This is a genomic window from Corynebacterium sp. MSK006, from assembly GCF_030232385.1.
Classification (GTDB): domain Bacteria; phylum Actinomycetota; class Actinomycetes; order Mycobacteriales; family Mycobacteriaceae; genus Corynebacterium; species Corynebacterium frankenforstense_A.
On sequence record NZ_JASPJZ010000013.1, the window covers coordinates 52,292 to 68,304 of the forward strand.

The 16,013-nt window shown below is 69.1% G+C and carries 13 protein-coding genes and 5 tRNA genes; 12 read left to right on the forward strand and 6 right to left on the reverse strand.

Annotated elements, in window-relative coordinates:
* Positions 1–34 precede the first annotated feature (34 nt).
* Entirely contained in the window at positions 35–808 is a 774-nt protein-coding gene (gene pstB, locus QQA02_RS08345; protein ID WP_284775803.1) for a phosphate ABC transporter ATP-binding protein PstB, read from the forward strand.
* A 133-nt stretch (positions 809–941) separates the two neighbouring features.
* Here pstB and phoU read toward each other — a convergent pair whose 3' ends face one another.
* Both phoU and dusB read right to left on the reverse strand, forming a co-directional pair.
* The gene (gene phoU / locus QQA02_RS08350; RefSeq protein WP_075664492.1) at positions 942–1,682 is read right to left on the reverse strand and encodes a phosphate signaling complex protein PhoU; all 741 of its coding nucleotides are present in this window, start codon (positions 1,680–1,682) and stop codon (positions 942–944) included.
* A gap of 221 nt (positions 1,683–1,903) precedes the next feature.
* Entirely contained in the window at positions 1,904–3,049 is a 1,146-nt protein-coding gene (gene dusB, locus QQA02_RS08355; protein WP_284864091.1) for a tRNA dihydrouridine synthase DusB, read from the reverse strand.
* Between the two features lie 258 nt (positions 3,050–3,307).
* Between dusB and scpC the strand changes: the two genes are divergently transcribed.
* Complete coding sequence (gene scpC / locus QQA02_RS08360; RefSeq protein ID WP_284775806.1) at positions 3,308–4,810, forward strand: succinyl-CoA:acetate CoA-transferase ScpC; 1,503 nt, start codon at positions 3,308–3,310, stop codon at positions 4,808–4,810.
* Between the two features lie 257 nt (positions 4,811–5,067).
* Positions 5,068–5,140: transfer RNA gene (locus QQA02_RS08365), tRNA-Lys, on the forward strand.
* 332 nt (positions 5,141–5,472) lie between these two features.
* Here the strand turns inward: QQA02_RS08365 and QQA02_RS08370 are convergent.
* Both QQA02_RS08370 and QQA02_RS08375 read right to left on the reverse strand, forming a co-directional pair.
* Positions 5,473–6,087, reverse strand: a complete 615-nt coding sequence (locus tag QQA02_RS08370) for a peptidoglycan recognition protein family protein (RefSeq protein ID WP_284775828.1) — start codon at positions 6,085–6,087, stop codon at positions 5,473–5,475.
* Positions 5,994–6,347, reverse strand: coding sequence for a metal-sensitive transcriptional regulator (locus QQA02_RS08375; RefSeq protein WP_284775807.1), 354 nt, complete (start codon positions 6,345–6,347; stop codon positions 5,994–5,996). Before QQA02_RS08375 ends, QQA02_RS08370 begins: the two co-directional genes overlap by 94 nt.
* A 163-nt stretch (positions 6,348–6,510) precedes the next feature.
* Here QQA02_RS08375 and QQA02_RS08380 point away from each other — a divergent pair.
* The 7 genes from QQA02_RS08380 (at position 6,511) to QQA02_RS08410 (ending at position 10,849) form a co-directional block, all read left to right on the forward strand.
* A tRNA-Glu gene (locus tag QQA02_RS08380) sits at positions 6,511–6,583 on the forward strand.
* A gap of 34 nt (positions 6,584–6,617) precedes the next feature.
* Positions 6,618–6,691 (forward strand) — tRNA-Asp (locus QQA02_RS08385).
* Between the two features lie 336 nt (positions 6,692–7,027).
* Positions 7,028–7,101: transfer RNA gene (locus QQA02_RS08390), tRNA-Asp, on the forward strand.
* Between the two features lie 27 nt (positions 7,102–7,128).
* Positions 7,129–7,201, forward strand: a tRNA-Phe gene (locus QQA02_RS08395).
* A gap of 477 nt (positions 7,202–7,678) precedes the next feature.
* Complete coding sequence (locus QQA02_RS08400) at positions 7,679–7,960, forward strand: GNAT family N-acetyltransferase (protein WP_284775808.1); 282 nt, start codon at positions 7,679–7,681, stop codon at positions 7,958–7,960.
* Between the two features lie 278 nt (positions 7,961–8,238).
* The gene (locus QQA02_RS08405) at positions 8,239–8,856 is read left to right on the forward strand and encodes an ABC transporter ATP-binding protein (RefSeq protein ID WP_284775810.1); all 618 of its coding nucleotides are present in this window, start codon (positions 8,239–8,241) and stop codon (positions 8,854–8,856) included.
* A gap of 4 nt (positions 8,857–8,860) precedes the next feature.
* Positions 8,861–10,849: an FtsX-like permease family protein gene (locus tag QQA02_RS08410; protein WP_284864093.1), complete on the forward strand. Its 1,989-nt coding sequence runs from the start codon at positions 8,861–8,863 to the stop codon at positions 10,847–10,849.
* Positions 10,850–10,936: 87 nt separating this feature from the next.
* Here the strand turns inward: QQA02_RS08410 and epsC are convergent, their stop codons facing one another.
* Both epsC and cysK read right to left on the reverse strand, forming a co-directional pair.
* Positions 10,937–11,521, reverse strand: coding sequence for a serine O-acetyltransferase EpsC (epsC, locus tag QQA02_RS08415; protein ID WP_284864095.1), 585 nt, complete (start codon positions 11,519–11,521; stop codon positions 10,937–10,939).
* Positions 11,522–11,675: 154 nt separating this feature from the next.
* Positions 11,676–12,608: a cysteine synthase A gene (cysK, locus tag QQA02_RS08420; RefSeq protein WP_284775816.1), complete on the reverse strand. Its 933-nt coding sequence runs from the start codon at positions 12,606–12,608 to the stop codon at positions 11,676–11,678.
* Positions 12,609–13,123: 515 nt separating this feature from the next.
* Here cysK and ramA point away from each other — a divergent pair.
* Positions 13,124–13,963, forward strand: coding sequence for an acetate metabolism transcriptional regulator RamA (ramA, locus tag QQA02_RS08425; protein WP_284775818.1), 840 nt, complete (start codon positions 13,124–13,126; stop codon positions 13,961–13,963).
* Positions 13,964–14,313: 350 nt separating this feature from the next.
* Positions 14,314–15,588, forward strand: coding sequence for a UDP-N-acetylglucosamine 1-carboxyvinyltransferase (gene murA, locus QQA02_RS08430; protein WP_284775821.1), 1,275 nt, complete (start codon positions 14,314–14,316; stop codon positions 15,586–15,588).
* The last annotated feature ends 425 nt before the right edge of the window (positions 15,589–16,013 follow it).

Below are 16,013 nucleotides of genomic sequence, written 5' to 3' on the forward strand. Positions count from 1 at the left end.
AGAAATTTACGAAGAAGAGAACCAGGAGCTAGAGATGTCGAAGCTTGAACTGCAGGACGTCAACATCTACTACGGCGACTTCCACGCCGTGCAGGATGTCAACCTCTCCGTGCCAGCCCAGTCGGTCACCGCGTTCATCGGGCCGTCGGGCTGCGGTAAGTCCACCGTGCTGCGCACGCTGAACCGCATGCACGAGGTCATCCCGGGTGCCTCCGTCAAGGGCAAGGTGCTCCTCGACGGGCACGACATCTACGGCCCGAAGGTCGACCCGGTCTCGGTGCGCAACACCATCGGCATGGTCTTCCAGAAGGCCAACCCGTTCCCGACGATGTCCATCGAGGACAACGTCGTCGCCGGCCTGAAGCTGTCCGGTGAGAAGAACAAGAAGAAGCTCAAGGAGGTCGCCGAGCGCTCCCTGCGCGGCGCGAACCTCTGGGAGGAGGTCAAGGACCGCCTCGACAAGCCGGGCGGCGGCCTCTCCGGTGGTCAGCAGCAGCGTCTGTGCATCGCCCGCGCCATCGCGGTCGAGCCCGAGGTGCTCCTCATGGACGAGCCCTGCTCGGCCCTCGACCCGATCTCGACCCTGGCCGTGGAGGATCTCATCCACGAGCTCAAGGAAGAGTTCACCATCGTGATCGTGACCCACAACATGCAGCAGGCTGCCCGTGTGTCCGATCAGACCGCCTTCTACTCGCTCGAGGCCACCGGCAAGCCCGGCCGCCTCGTCGAGGTCGGCCCGACGAAGAAGATCTTCGAGAACCCCGACAAGAAGGAGACCGAGGACTACATCGCCGGCCGCTTCGGCTAAACCTCGGCACGACGCCAAGAGGCCTTCGCCCGCTCACCGCGGGGGAAGGCCTTTTGTCGTGTCTGAGGTGGCGCAGAAGTACCCCGGAGAGCCGGGGGAGAGGCGCTGGCGGGCCCGGGGAGGCGCTTACGCCCTACCGCCCGTGGCGGTGGGAGAACTGCCGCTCGAGTTCGGCGAAGCGGCGCTCGACGTCGGCCTGCGACTCCTCGTCGCGGCGCCGGGCGATGTACTCCTCGCGCACCAGGCCCGTGGTCAGGTAGATCACCCGCGAGGAGACGTTGACCGCGTGGTCGGCGTAGCGCTCGTAGTAGCGGGCGATCAGCGCGACGTCGACGGCCTCCCGGGTGGTGTAGGGCCACTCGCGCTGGGTGAGCACGAGCATGATGTGCTCGTGCAGGTCGTCCACGGCGTCGTCGTCCTCGTTGAGGCTGACCGCGGAGTCGGCGTCCGGGTCGACGAGCAGGTCGCGGATCTTGGCCACCATGTGCAGGCCGAGCCGGCCCATCTCCTCGAAGAAGCCGCGCACCCGCTCTGGGCACGCGTACTCCGGGTGGCGGCGCCGCGCGGCGTTGGCGATGTGCATCGCGAGGGCGGCCATGCGGCGGAAGTCCTCGACGATGTAGATCGAGGAGACCACCTGGCGCAGGTCGCGGGCCACGGGGCCCTCGAGGGCAAGCAGCTCGACGGCGCGGGCCTCGCAGCGGTCGACGATCTCGTCGAGCTCCTCGTCCATGGAGAGCGCCTCCTCGGCGGACTCCAGGGAAGCGCGGGTCAGCGCGTCGTTGGCCTTGTCCATGACAGAGCTGACCAGATCGCACATGACGATGAGGTCATGGGCGAACGAATCGAGATGTTCACGGTAGGCTGCACGCATGCCGAATAGGATACCCGCAAGGGTCTGAAAGACCCCTGTCCGAAGGGCTACCTACGGGGGAACTTTAGGTTAACCGTCGGGTAACAACGCACGTCAGAGTGTGCATATCGCGTACTACTTATGGGTTGCCGCCATTTGTGGTGGCCGGTGCGCTTCCGGCCCGGCCCCGCCGCCCGCCGAGGCGCGCTTCCGTCCGCCGCGCGGCAGGCCGCCAGACGCCCCTACCCGCCGCTGTTCTCGATCTCGGCGCCCACCGGCACCGTCTCGTCCTCCGGGTCGTCGAGCCAGCCCTCCGGCAGCGCCACCTTCGCCGCCGACCCCTTACGTCCGCGCGCGCCCGAGGCGTCCTCGGCGACGACCTCCGAGTCGCGCCACGGGTCCAGCTCCGCGGCGAGCTCGGCCAGAGAGGAGATCCGGGCGAGCCTGCCGCGCAGGTCCCCGCCAACGGGGAAGCCGCGCAGGTACCAGCCGATGTGCTTGCGCAGCATCCGGCAGCCGTGCTCCTCGCCCTCGACCTCGGCGAGCAGCCGGGCGTGGCGCTCGATGATCCCGGCGACCTCCCCGAAGGTCGGCTCGGCCGGGATCGGCAGCCCGCGCAGCTCGGCGGAGAGCTCCGCGAACAGCCACGGCCTGCCCAGGCAGCCGCGCCCGACCTCCACGCCGTCGCAGCCGGTCGCGTCCATCATGGCGCGCGCGTCGCCGGCGGCGAAGATGTCGCCGTTGCCGAGCACGGGCACCCCGGTGTCGGCCATGTGCTCGACCAGCCGGGCGATCTCGTCCCAGCGCGCCTGGCCCGAGTAGCGCTGGGCGGCGGTTCGCCCGTGCAGCGTGACCGCGGCCGCGCCCTCCTCGACGGCGATCCGCCCGGCGTCCAGGTGCGTGTGGTGCTCCTCGTCGATGCCGATGCGGAACTTCACCGTCACCGGGATCCCGGAGTCCCCGCTCGCGCGCACGGCCGCCGCGACGATGTTCGCGTAGAGGCGCCGCTTGTAGGGGATCGCCGAGCCGCCGCCGCGCCGGGTCACCTTAGGCACCGGGCAGCCGAAGTTGAGGTCGACGTGGTCGGCCATGTCGCGGTCGACGACCATGCGCACGGCCTCGTAGGTGTACTTCGGGTCCGAGGTGTACAGCTGCAGGCTGCGCGGCGACTCCTCGGGGTGGAAGCGCGTCATCTTCAGGGTCTTCTCGTTGCCCTCGACCAGGGCGCGCGCGGTGACCATCTCGCAGACGTACAGCCCGGAGACGGTGCCGATCTTCTCCTGCTCGAGGTGCCGGCACAGCATGCGGAACGGCATGTCGGTCACCCCGGCCATCGGGGCGAGCACGACCGGCGACGCCAGCTCGAGTTTTCCCAGGCGTAAACTCACGGCCCCATTCTGGGGGACGCGCACCCACGGCGCCAAAAATTGCCGACGTCGCGCCGAGCGGCGTCGACAATTGAACTCCGGGTTGCCGGGGGTGACGTCCGCCTACCGGGCGGACGCGACGCTGCAGGTCAGCGAATCGCCATGAGTTTCGGCAGGACACGGGTGACATCGCGTGTCACGTATCACTATCATTGGGTCAAGTGGCGCGGCCAGCCGCGCGAAACCGCACCCCAAGACGTCGACAAGCTAAGGAAGACAATGAGCGAGCGTATCGCCAATGCAGCCCTGCAGGGCAAGGTCATGTCCGCCGAGGAGGCGGCGCAGTTCATCGACAACGGCGCGACCGTGGGCATGTCCGGGTTCACCGGCGCCGGTTACCCCAAGGCGCTGCCGACCGCCATCGCCGAGCGCGCCAAGAAGGAGCACGCCGCCGGCAACGAGTACAAGATCAACGTGCTCACCGGTGCCTCCACAGCCCCCGACTGCGACGGCGTGCTCGCCGAGGCCGACGCGATCAACTACCGCGCGCCCTACCAGTCCGACCCGTCGATGCGTAAGGCCATCAACTCCGCGTCGATGAAGTACCAGGACATCCACCTGTCCCACATGGGCATGCTGGTCCAGCAGAACTTCATCGACGTCGACGTAGCCGTCATCGAGGCCGTGCGCATCACGGAGGAGGGCAACGTCATCCCGTCCTCGGCCGTGGGCAACAACGTCGAGTACATGGACGCCGCCGACAAGATCATCATCGAGGTCAACGAGTGGCAGTCCCTGGAACTCGAGGGCATGCACGACATCTGGGAGATGCCGAAGCTGCCGAACCGTGTCCCGATCCCGATCACCAAGCCGGGTGACCGCATCGGCACCCCGTACATCGAGGTCGACCCGGAGAAGATCGTCGCCATCGTCAAGACCGACGAGGCCGACCGCAACGCGCCGTTCAAGCCGGCCGACGAGATCTCCGAGAAGATCGCCGGCAACTTCCTCGACTTCCTCGAGGGCGAGGTCGCCGCGGGCCGCCTGAGCTACGACGGCTACATCATGCAGTCCGGCGTGGGCAACGTGCCCAACGCCGTGATGGCCGGCCTGCTCGACTCGAAGTTCAACAACATCCAGGCCTACACCGAGGTCATCCAGGACGGCATGGTCGACCTGATCGACTCCGGCAAGATGACCGTCGCCTCGGCGACCTCGTTCTCGCTGTCGCCGGAGTACGCGCACAAGATGAACGAGGAGGCCTCGAACTACCGCGAGCACATCATCCTGCGCCCGCAGCAGATCTCGAACCATCCCGAGGTCATCCGCCGCGTCGGCCTGATCGCCACCAACGGCATGATCGAGTCCGACATCTACGGCAACATCAACTCCACCAACGTCTCCGGCTCCCGGATGATGAACGGCATCGGCGGCTCGGGCGACTTCACCCGCAACGCCTACATCTCCTCGTTCATCTCCCCGTCGGAGGCCAAGGACGGCAAGATCTCCACGATCGTGCCCTTCGCCTCGCACATCGACCACACCGAGCACGACGCCATGGTCGTCATCACCGAGTACGGCTACGCCGACCTGCGCGGCCTGGCCCCGCGTGACCGCGTGGCCAAGATGATCGCCATCGCGCACCCGGACTACCGCGCGCAGCTGGAGGAGTACTACGAGCGCGCGCTCAAGGGCAAGAACCTGCACACCCCGCACGACCTGGGCACCGCGTTCTCCTTCCACATCAACCTGGCCGAGAACGGCACGATGCGCCTGAACTAGGGCGGTCGCCGCTCCCGGTGGCCGGGGGCTCAGCCGGGGCCTCGGCTGAGCCCCCGGCGCCGGACGTCGATTCGGCCCGGCGGGCGCCGCCGGGACGCGGCCCGCGCAACCGGCGGGCTGATTGCGGCACCGGTTGTCCTGCACGTTAGGATGACCGGTGTCGCTTCACCGTTTTCGGCGACGTTCGACCCGCCGTTTTGCGGCGGCGTTGGACCCGCCATTTTCGGCGGGTGTCCCGCTGGTTCGCCGGCGGGTGAGGGCCTCTAGCTCAGTTGGTAGAGCTGCGGACTTTTAATCCGAAGGTCGTGGGTTCGATCCCCACGGGGCCCACAGTCCGGTCCGCGGGGACCGTGCGGGGTAAGGCCCGGGCCTCGCACATGCGCGGGACCCGTGTGGGGGTCTGTGTGCGGCTCGTGCGTGGGGGAGGGGCGTACCGGCGTACCGGCGAAGCGGTTTCCCGGTGCTGGCCGCATGGTTTTACCGACCGGGGGTCGGTAAGCAATTTCGGCCAGATCACTGACCTGCGCTTTCGCAGGCCCGAAAACACGTTTACCGACCGGCAGTCGGTAAAAGCCCGCGCAGCACCGGCGCGGCGGCCGGAAATCGGCGGTAAATCGGCCCGTTCACCCGGGACATACCCGCACAGCCGGAACCCCACCCACTCACCCGAGCCGCGCGCGCACCTCCGCGAGGAACTCCGTCCACGGGAAACCCTCTCCCGGGTCGGTGTGGTCGGTGCCGCCCCACGCCCGTGTGGCGTCGTGCGTCGTGATCCCCGGCAGCTTCGCGACCGTCGCCTGGCGCGCCGGGATGCCGTAGCGCCCACACCAGTGCGCCGCCACGTCCGCGCCGGCGGCCAGCAGCGCAGGCTGGGCCAGCCACTCCTGACGTGACCAGCACGCCTCGGCGACGAACGCGAGGTGCAGCAGCACCCGGTTGCCCAGGTTCCCCGTGGACCAGGTGCACCAGTCGTCCGTGTTCGCGCGCATCCGTCGCCCCGCGGCGTCGACAAGCACGTGGTAGCTGCCGTCACGTGCCCGCAACTGATGCCGCGCGACGTCGTAAATGGAGCCGCTCGCCGGGGTCTCCGTGGTGTGCAGGCAGATGCCCTGCAGTCCCGTCGTGGGGCGCGGGCCGCCGACGGCGAAGCGCGCGCTCCAGTCGACGTCGAACCAGGCCTCGCTCAGGACTTCACCATCCTCTTGATGGCCTTCATCGCCTCGGTGATCTTCTCGTCGCCCGAGCCGTCGCCGCTGTCGATTGCGTTGGCCACGCAGTGGCGCAGGTGGTCGTCCATCAGCGCGACCGAGACGTTCTGCAGCGCTGAGGTCGCCGCGCTGATCTGCGTGACGACGTCGATGCAGTAGACGTCCTCCTCGATCATGCGCTGGATGCCGCGCACCTGGCCCTCGATGCGCTTGAGCCGGCGCAGATAGGCGGCGCGGTCGCTGCTGTAGCCGTGCGTGGCGTACTCCGGGCCCGCCGGATCGTCCGGGGCGCCGGAGCCGCCGCAACAGTGGTCGACAGGGGCACTCATGCAGGAGATTCTACCCCCGGGGCGCGCGTGCGCGCCGCTTGACGACGTCCCGTTGGGCGCCCGTGCAGCGCCCCTCGCGCGGTGCGGGTGGGCGACGATTTGGGCGGGTATGGTCGGATCGCGTATATTTCAACGAGCTGGCCCCGTGCGAGCGTGGTCGGACGCCCCCATCGTCTAGCGGCCTAGGACACCGCCCTTTCACGGCGGCGGCACGGGTTCGAATCCCGTTGGGGGTACGGAAGTCCCCCGGGATTTCCCACAACAGAAAATGGCCCTGTGGCGCAGTTGGTTAGCGCGCCGCCCTGTCACGGCGGAGGTCGAGGGTTCAAGTCCCTTCAGGGTCGCCGACGAGGCGCCGTCCGGTTCAATCCGGGCGGCGCCTTTCTTTTGTGTGGTGGGGTCCTAGCTTCAGAGGGGCGTTGCAACTTTCCCCCTACGGAAGGCCGCCAACTACCATGCCGACGACCGGCCGGGACAAGCTCCGCGGTTAGGGTCGGGCAATGGTCCAGCGACGGGTGGGCGACAGGATTCCGCGCGCCCGCGGGAGGGGCGGAGACGCGCTTTCCGGAGTAGGCGAAAATATGCGGTGAACAGCTGATTTGTTGGGTATCTGGGTTCTGTGTAAAGTAACCACCCGTACCGCACAGCCCGGTCGGGTAAACGGTACAGCTTCATTTCGAGGCCCTGTGGCGCAGTTGGTTAGCGCGCCGCCCTGTCACGGCGGAGGTCGAGGGTTCAAGTCCCTTCAGGGTCGCCGAGAAGGCCGGAAGGCAACTTCTCTGGCCAGATAGCTCAGTCGGTAGAGCGTCCGCCTGAAAAGTGGAAGGTCGACAGTTCGATCCTGTCTCTGGCCACCGCAACACGATCCCCGGCCCGGGTAACCGGGCCGGGGATCGCGGCGTTTCCGGGGCGGGGGAGTGGCTTTTCCTGGGGGGGGAGTGTGGCATTTACGGGCCGGGGGCGTGGCATTTCCGGATTGAGCGGGCCCTGCATCGACGGTTTTACCGGGCCAGAGTCGGTAAGCGATTTTGGCCGATCAGCTGACCTGGGGTTTTGCGGGGCCGAAAACGCGATTACCGTCCGGCGGGCGGTAAAAGCCGGTCGGCGTCCCTCCGCATCTTGCGGGCCGAGCCCGGTCCATCGCCGTATCGGCCCGTTCCCGCCCCGTCGCACCCCGCGGTTGCATGTGCAGGCGCCCAAGACAGCTATTTGAGTGCCTGGTGCAGGCAACGGACGCGGGGCGAAGGCTGATCCCCGGCCCGCCGCGGTCATTCACCGGTCCCATCCGCGGACCCCTGCGCTGGCCACTCCCGCGCCCCTAGAGTGTGGGCATGGCTGAAGAATTCGCGCACGACGCCGTCAACACCCGCTACACCGTCACCGTCGACGGCGAGCCCGCCGGCTTCGCCGAGTACGCCGAGACCACCGACGGCGTCCTCGACTTCCACCACACCGTCATCGACCCGGCCTTCCGCGGCCGCGGTCTTTCGGGCAAGCTGATCGCCCACGCCCTGGGTGAGGTCCGCGCCGAGGGCAAGAAGATCATCCCGAGCTGCTCGGCGGTCGAGCGATTCATCGAGAAGAACCCGGACCAGAGCGACCTGATCGCCTGACCGCTTCCCGTCTGACATTCTCGCGTCCGCCCGCCGCCTGCCAAGGCGCCGGTCGAGTGCCTGCGGCGTTCGGCCGTGAGCCCTCCGCGCCCGGCCCGGGAAACACCCCGTGACCCACACGTAAACTCCCGCCGAACTCTTGCGCGCCCCCACGGATTCTCCTTTAACCCGGGGCGGGGTGACGCTACTCATGGATACGGCAAGAAGCAGGGGGCTGTCGCGTCTCCTGCCCCATCGACCGGAAATGTGGTACGGCCATGCAGTTGAACTGGGAAGACGTGTCTTTTCAGTACTCCAGGTACTCGCGTCCAATTCTCGAGGACGTCTCCCTGACCCTCTCCGGGCCGGGCCTGCACGAGGTCCGCGGCCCCTCGGGCAGCGGCAAGTCGACGGTGCTCGACCTGCTCGCCGGGCTGCGCGCGCCGACCGCGGGCAGGGTGCTCGTCGACGGCCGGCGCCTGGCCGCCGGTTCCCCGAACAAGGCCGCCCGGTGGCGCGCCCGCCACGTCGGCTACGCCCCGCAGGCCCCGACGCTCTTGGCCAGCCTGACGTGCGCGGAGAACCTCGAGCTGGCCGTCAACGTCGCCGGCCGTGGCCTCGACCGGGCCGGGCGCGAGCGGCTCCTCGAGCGCCTCGGCATGGCGCCCTTCGCCGAGGCCCTCCCGGATGAGCTCTCCGGCGGACAGCGGCAGCGCGCCGCCGTCGCCCAGGCGCTGTGCTCACAGCCGGACCTGATCCTCATGGACGAGCCGGTCAGCGCGCTTGACGACGCCAACGTCGCCGTCGTCGAGGACCTCCTGCACGAGGCCGTCGAGGCCGGGGCGACGGTCGTCTACTGCTCGCACCGCGAGCTCTTCGGCGGTCGCGCCCACACGCTCCTCGAGATGGGGGAGTGACCGGGTGAGCACCGCGACCACACGCCGGGACCGTGAGAACCCGGGTCCGAAGAACCCGCGCCCGGCCCGCAGGACCACGCCCCGTGCCGCCTACCGCCACGAGCTGGCCACTACGGCGGGGCCCCACATCGGCGGCATCGTGCTCGCCGCCGTCGTGATCGGCACGCTCGTCGGCACGATCCTCTACGTCGCCTTCTCCACCGGCGGCAGCCCGGACTTCAAGGCCGGCGTGACCAACATGAGCCTGATCGCCGTCGTCCCGGCCGTCGCCGGCATCCGCCTGGCGCACCGCAACTTCGTCTCCGACCACCGTCCCACCATCGACGCCCTGCGCAACCTCGGGGTGACCGGCGCGTTCTTCCGACGTCGCCTGATGGTCCAGGGACTCCTGCTCGCGGTGTTGGGCACCGCCTCGGCCGTCGTGCTCGGCCGGCTTCTGGCCACCCCGCTCTTCCGCGTCATCCTCCTCGGGCTGAACAAGGAGCTGCCGCACACGTGGGGCTCGCCGCTGGACGTGGCGTGGAGCTCGGCGATCATCATCTTTCTGATCTACCTGCCCGGCGTGGGCACGATCCGCGTCGACAAGGCGCTGGCGCGCGGGGAGGCGGGCGCAGGCGAGCACCGCAGGCGTTCAGTGAGCTTGACGACGCTCGCGGGGTGGACGTTGGCGTGCGTGAACATCGTCGCGGGTGTGTGGTGTATGCTCACCGAGCCGCCCGGCTGGGTGGTCCTGGTGCTGGTGTTCACCCTGCCGTTCCTCGCGGTGACGCTGGCAGGGCCCGTCGGGCGCTTCCTCGCCCGCGTGGTCTCCGAGGGGCTCAGGCGCATCGGCGGCTGGTCCGCGCCGGCGGTGGGCATCCGGTCCGCTGGGAGCGTCGGCACGATGTCGAGGGTCGGGCTGGCCACCGCACTGGTGGCCATCCCGTTGGCCGGGTTCACCGGGGCGCAGGCGGCGCTGTGGGCCGCCGACCACGCCGCCGCGGAAAAGTTCTCCGACGCCCCGGTGGTCGTCGACGGCGACCACCGGCTGCTCGAGCCGGGGCGGGCCGAGGAGGTCTGCGGCGAGCTCGGGGACGACTGCCTGGGCGTGGTCTACTGGCAGCCCTCGGCCTACGGGCCGGAGGGGGAGACCTCCGTTCCCCGCGAGCGGGCCTCGGACTACTCGCTGGCCGGCTCCGATCCACGCGTCCTGGTGGAGGTCCTCGACGTCGGCTGGGCGTTCGGGACGCCGGAGGACGGCGTGCAAGAGAAGCAGGCCCGGGAGAACGCCGGCCAGGAGGAGCAGACGCCGGAGGACGCTGCGCAGGAGCAGCAGATCCCGGGCGAGAACGACCAGGAGGGACGAGTCCAGGGTGGGCCCGCGGAGAGCGGCAGCCCGTTCTACCCGGGCTTCATGGTGCCGTTCTCCGGGCTCTCGGACGACCCGCCGGTCAACCCGGACTGGGGTCTGCCCGTCCTCGACGCCGCGGCCTTCGACGGGCCAGCTGAGTCCGGGAACGGAGACTTTTCCGCCGCCGGGAGGGACCTCGGGGGTCTGCGGGTCGAAGCGGCCGACGAGTGGGCCCGGCACGTCGACATGGACAGCCAGATCATGTACGGCCCGCACGGCGACGGCACGGCCGGGTTCATCCCCACCGCCGCCTACACGTTGCTGGCGATCTGCCTGGTGCTCGCCGTGGCGGTGATGGGCAAGCGGGCGCGGATGCACCGGTTCTTCGCCCCGCTGTGGCTGCTCGGGCGCACCCGGCTCAGCCTGCGGCACGCCCAGTTCTGGGCGATCCTCTTCCCCTACCTGGCCGCGGCGCTGACGGCCGTGCTCTGCGGCCTCTGGTACACGCTCGTCGTCCACGTCGCGGTGACCGGGCGGCCCGGGGTGTTCATGCCGTACCTGCCGCCGGGTCTGTGGGTGCTCTTCGGCGTGGTCTTCCTGGCGACCAGTGCCACGGCGTTCCTGCCCGTCCCCGAGCGGCGCCGTCCGGTGACGGCGGACTGACCGGTGCGCCGACCTCCGGGCGTCGGTCTCGCCCCGCGCCTCGCCGCGGCCAAGCTTCAGGCAGACTCGACCGCGCGCCGGATCCCCCTAGATCTCGTAGGCCCCGCGGGAGACGTAGTAGTCCGGGTCGACCAGGTGGCGGCGCTCGTCGCGGCCGCGCGGGCGGCACTGCGCCGGGATGCCGACGGCGATGCAGTTGGCGGGCACGTCCTTGGTCACCACGGCGTTGGCGCCCACCGCGGAGCCCTTGCCGATGGTGATCGGCCCGAGCACCTTCGCGCCGGCGCCGATGACCACGTCGTCCTCGATGGTGGGGTGGCGCTTGGTCTGGGTGAGCACCTGCCCGCCGAGGGTCACGCCGTGGTAGAGCATGACGCCGTCGCCGATCTCGGCGGTCTCGCCGATGACGATGCCCATGCCGTGGTCGATGAAGAAGCGCCGGCCGATCGTCGCGCCGGGGTGGATCTCGATGCCCGTGAAGAAGCGGTTGAGCTGGGCCAGGATGCGGGCCGGGCCCTTGACGCCGCGCACCCACAGCCAGTGCGAGACCCGGTGCGACCAGATCGCGTGCAGACCCGAGTAGACCAGGGTGTTCTCGACGTCGCCGCGCGCGGCCGGATCGTGCTCGCGGGCGTTCTTCAGGTCCTCGATGATCATGGACACGACACTCATATCGCAATGATAACAACGGCGCGCCACACCCAGCGGCGCTTCGCCCGGCCCCGCGCAGACGGCGACGCCCGCGCACCGGGTGAGGTGCGCGGGCGTCGTGAATTGAATGGGCGGGTGTCACCCGCCCGGGCTGCCGCAGTGGGCGGAAAACCGCTTAGTTGCGGATGTCCTCGTAGAGGAGGGTGGAGACGTAGCGCTCGCCGAAGTCGGTGACGACGGTGACGATGGTCTTGCCCTTGTTCTCCGGCTTGGCGGCCAGGTCGAGGGCGATCTTGACGTTGCCGCCGGAGGAGATGCCGCCGAGGATACCCTCCTCCTCGCCGAGCTTGCGGGCCCAGGCGACGGCGTCCTCGTTGGTGACGGTGACGACCTCGTCGATGACCTTGCGGTCGAGGACCTCCGGGATGAAGTTGGCGCCGATGCCCTGGATCTTGTGCGGGCCGGCCTCGCCCTTGGTCAGCAGCGGGGAGCTGGCGGGCTCGACGGCGTAGATCTGGGTCTCGGGCTTGCGCTCCTTGAGCACCTCGCCGACGCCGGAGACGGTGCCACCGGTGCCGAAGCCGGCGACGAAGATGTCGACCTTGCCCTCGGTGTCGTTCCAGATCTCCTCGGCGGTGGTCTTGCGGTGGATCTCCGGGTTGGCCGGGTTGGAGAACTGGTTGGCGGCCACGGCGCCCTCGCGCTCGGCGAGGATCTCGTTGGCCTTGTCCACCGCACCCTGCATGCCGGCGGCGCCCGGGGTCAGCACGATCTCGGCACCGTAGGCGCGCAGCATGACGCGACGCTCGGTGGACATGGTCTCCGGCATCGTCAGCACGACGTTGTAACCGCGGGCGGCGCCCACCATGGCCAGGGCGATGCCGGTGTTGCCGGAGGTCGCCTCGACGATGGTGCCGCCGGGCTTGAGCTCACCGGAGGCCTCGGCGGCGTCGATGATCGCCTTGCCGATGCGGTCCTTGACGCTGTTGGCGGGGTTGAAGGACTCGACCTTGACCAGGACGTCGGCCTCGAGGCCCTCGGTCAGGCGGTGCAGACGAACCAGCGGGGTGTTGCCGATGGTGTCGGTGATGTTGTCGTAGACGGTCATGTCTGGGATCGCTCCTCAGTGTTCTTTCGATCGGGGTGTTTATCCGGCGCGCGGTCCCCCGCGGCGCCACGGCACACACCCTAACACAGCTTTAGACCGCCTGGTATGAACGCTATAGACAGGACGGTCTGGATTATGTGTGAGTGGAATCACGATGTACGGGTGTCGATACCGAACAGGCCTGTTCGGGCATGTGGGCGCGCCCGGACGCTACGGTTTGCGGCGCCGTCCAAGGGCGCTCAGGGGTGGCTCACATGCAACGCTCACCTGCCTTTTAGGTCTGCGACCTGCGTTATCGGGCACAAGCAAAAGAGATATTACCAATTCGGGGGGATCCCCCGGGGGAGACACATTCCGGAAAAATAATCGCAGTCGGGTCATTGACGTGCCGAAAGGCCGATTTCTTCCCACCCCCGCCGCTGGATATACTCGGGGTGTCGGGTCGCGTCCCGAGAAGCCGGCCCGGGTGTGGTAACTGGGTGCACACGAACGGGTGCACCTCCCAGGAGGACAGCATGGAAGCCCAGCGGATCAAAGATGACGATGAAGCCGTGCGCGTTGCGCTCACCTCGCTGCGCAACGCGACCGGTATCCCGGTGGCGATGTACGCCACTCTGCTTCCCGACAACCGCCTGCAGATAACCCAGTGGGTGGGCCTGCGGACCCCCGCCCTGCATAACCTGGTCATCCCGCCGGGAGTCGGCGTGGGCGGCCGCGTGGTGGCCAGCCGTCGACCGGTGGGCGTCAGCGACTACGCGCGGGCGACGATCATCTCCCACGAGAACGACAAGATCATCCAGGACGAGGGCCTGTACTCCCTGGTGGCGGTGCCGGTCATCGTGCGCCGCGAGATTCGCGGCTGCCTCTACGTCGGCGTCCACTCGCCGGTGCGCCTCGGCGACAAGGTCATCGAGGAGGTCACCATGACCGCCCGCACCCTGGAGCAGGACCTGGCGATCAACTCCGCGATGCGCACCGCCGCGGGGGTGAAGTCCGGCGGCAAGGCCGGCCGCGTGATGAACGGCGCCGAGTGGGAGCAGATCCGTTCCACCCACTCCAAGTTGCGCATGCTGACCAACCGCATCACCGACGAGTCGCTGCGCCGCGAGCTCGAGCTCCTCTGCGACCAGATGGTCAGCCCCGTCCACGTCAAGCAGACGACCAAGCTGTCCGCCCGCGAGCTCGACGTGCTCTCCTGCGTCGCCCTCGGCCACACCAACGTCGAGGCCGCCGAAGAGATGGGCATCGGCGCCGAGACCGTCAAGAGCTACCTGCGCTCCGTGATGCGCAAGCTCGGCGCGCACACCCGCTACGAGGCGGTCAATGCCGCCCGCCGCATCGGCGCGCTGCCCTGATCTGCGGTTGATTTCCGACGCCCCGGTACCGCCCCGTCGCGGTACCGGGGCGCTGTGCGCGCGGGGGCGGGCGGCCGGCCGCGCCGAACTCATCAAGGAAGTCTGGCGGGGCGCTGTGCGCGCGGGGGCGGGCGCGTGACCGTGCGCGCGCCGCGCGTGCGCGGCGGATGCGCCGTGGAGGCGGAAGCGGTCGCCGCCCACACCGCGCGCGCCGCGCGTGCGCGGCGGATGCTCCCGAGCCTCCTTGGCGGCGGCGTTGCGGGACGCGCGCGCAGCGCGTGCGCGGCGGATGCGGTGCGGGGGAGTGCTGCGGGCGGCGCGGTGCGGTGGGTGCCGCTAATCTTGCGGGTGTGAAGGACCAGTTTGTCGTTAATGGTGGCGCCCGGCTCAGCGGCCAGGTCAAGGTCGGCGGCGCGAAGAACAGCGTGCTCAAGCTCATGGCGGCGGCGTTGCTCGCCGAGGGCACGACCACGCTGACCAACTGCCCGCGCATCCTCGACGTGCCGCTGATGCAGAAGGTGCTCGAGGGCCTGGGCTGCCACGTCGAGGTCGACGGGGAGACCGTGCGCATCACCACGCCGGCGCGCCCGAGCCACGACGCCAGCTTCGAGGCCGTGCGCCAGTTCCGTGCCTCCGTGTGCGTGCTCGGGCCCCTGACCTCACGGTGCGGCCGGGCCGTGGTGGCCCTGCCCGGCGGCGACGCCATCGGCTCGCGCCCGCTGGACATGCACCAGTCGGGCCTGGAGAAGCTCGGCGCGAAGACCCGCATCGAGCACGGCGCCGTGGTCGCCGAGGCCGACGAGCTGCACGGCGCGGAGATCCACCTCGACTTCCCGTCGGTGGGCGCGACCGAGAACATCCTGACCGCGGCGGTGCTCGCCCACGGGCGCACGGTGTTGGACAACGCCGCGCGCGAGCCGGAGATCGCGGACCTGTGCGACATGCTCGTCTCCATGGGTGCGCGGATCTCGGGGGCGGGCAGCTCGACGATCGTCATCGACGGCGTGGAGAGCCTGCACCCGACCGAGCACCGCGTGGTCGGCGACCGCATCGTCGCCGGCACCTGGGCCTACGCCGCGGCGATGACCCGGGGCGACATCACGGTCGGCGGGATCTCGCCGCGCCACCTGCACCTGCCGCTGGAGAAGCTGAAGATCGCCGGCGCCGAGGTGGAGACCTACGAGAACGGCTTCCGCGTGCGCATGGACCGCCGCCCGGTGGCCACGGACTACCAGACGCTGCCCTTCCCGGGCTTCCCGACGGACCTGCAGCCGATGGCCATCGGCATCTCCTCGATCGCGGAGGGCACCTCGGTGATCACGGAGAACGTCTTCGAGGCTCGCTTCCGCTTCGTCGACGAGATGCTGCGCCTGGGTGCGGACGCCACCGTCGACGGTCATCACGTGGTGCTGCGCGGGATCAAGGAGCTGTCCTCGACCGACGTGTGGTCCTCGGACATCCGCGCCGGCGCCGGTCTGGTGCTCGCCGCACTCGTCGCCGATGGGACGACGACCGTGCACGACGTCCACCACATCAACCGCGGGTACCCGGACTTCGTGGAGAACCTCGCGCGCCTGGGTGCGGACATCCGCCGCGAGCGGGTGGAGGAGCAGCCCATCTACTAGTGGGTGGTCGTCCCGGGGTTGGTGGCCCCAGGGAATCCCCGGGGCCGGCCTCCCCGGGTGCCGGAATCGCCCGGAAGATGCGACCTACGGCGCGGGTCGCACAAAACAGGCGCCGAAAAAGCCCCCGTATGCAGGTGATTTGTCAGCATGCGGGGGAACGCGTAACTTATCACCTCGTCGCCGCGAGAGGCACCGGCTACCAGGTCAGATGCTGACCGGTCACGGGGTCTCGAGATGGCGGCGGGTACCGTGGGTTAACGCGGGGTTGACGGAAGTCAGCTACGGTGTTAACCTCGGTGGAACCGAGCTTCCGGGGGTCATCGCCTTCAAAAGGGTGTTGGTCCTGGTGTGCTTGTGTTGTGTGAGAACTCGATAGTGTGTTGATGTACTTTTTGTGGTGCGTTTCTTGTGGCTTGTCCGCCGGC

Coding starts and splice junctions, on each gene's coding strand:
- pstB (WP_284775803.1), top strand. CDS start 35: ATGTCGAAGCTTGAACTGCAGGACGTCAACATCTACTACGGCGACTTC.
- phoU (WP_075664492.1), bottom strand. CDS start 1,682: ATGCGTGCAGCCTACCGTGAACATCTCGATTCGTTCGCCCATGACCTC.
- scpC (WP_284775806.1), top strand. CDS start 3,308: ATGAGCGAGCGTATCGCCAATGCAGCCCTGCAGGGCAAGGTCATGTCC.
- QQA02_RS08375 (WP_284775807.1), bottom strand. CDS start 6,347: ATGAGTGCCCCTGTCGACCACTGTTGCGGCGGCTCCGGCGCCCCGGAC.
- QQA02_RS08400 (WP_284775808.1), top strand. CDS start 7,679: ATGGCTGAAGAATTCGCGCACGACGCCGTCAACACCCGCTACACCGTC.
- epsC (WP_284864095.1), bottom strand. CDS start 11,521: ATGAGTGTCGTGTCCATGATCATCGAGGACCTGAAGAACGCCCGCGAG.
- cysK (WP_284775816.1), bottom strand. CDS start 12,608: ATGACCGTCTACGACAACATCACCGACACCATCGGCAACACCCCGCTG.
- ramA (WP_284775818.1), top strand. CDS start 13,124: ATGGAAGCCCAGCGGATCAAAGATGACGATGAAGCCGTGCGCGTTGCG.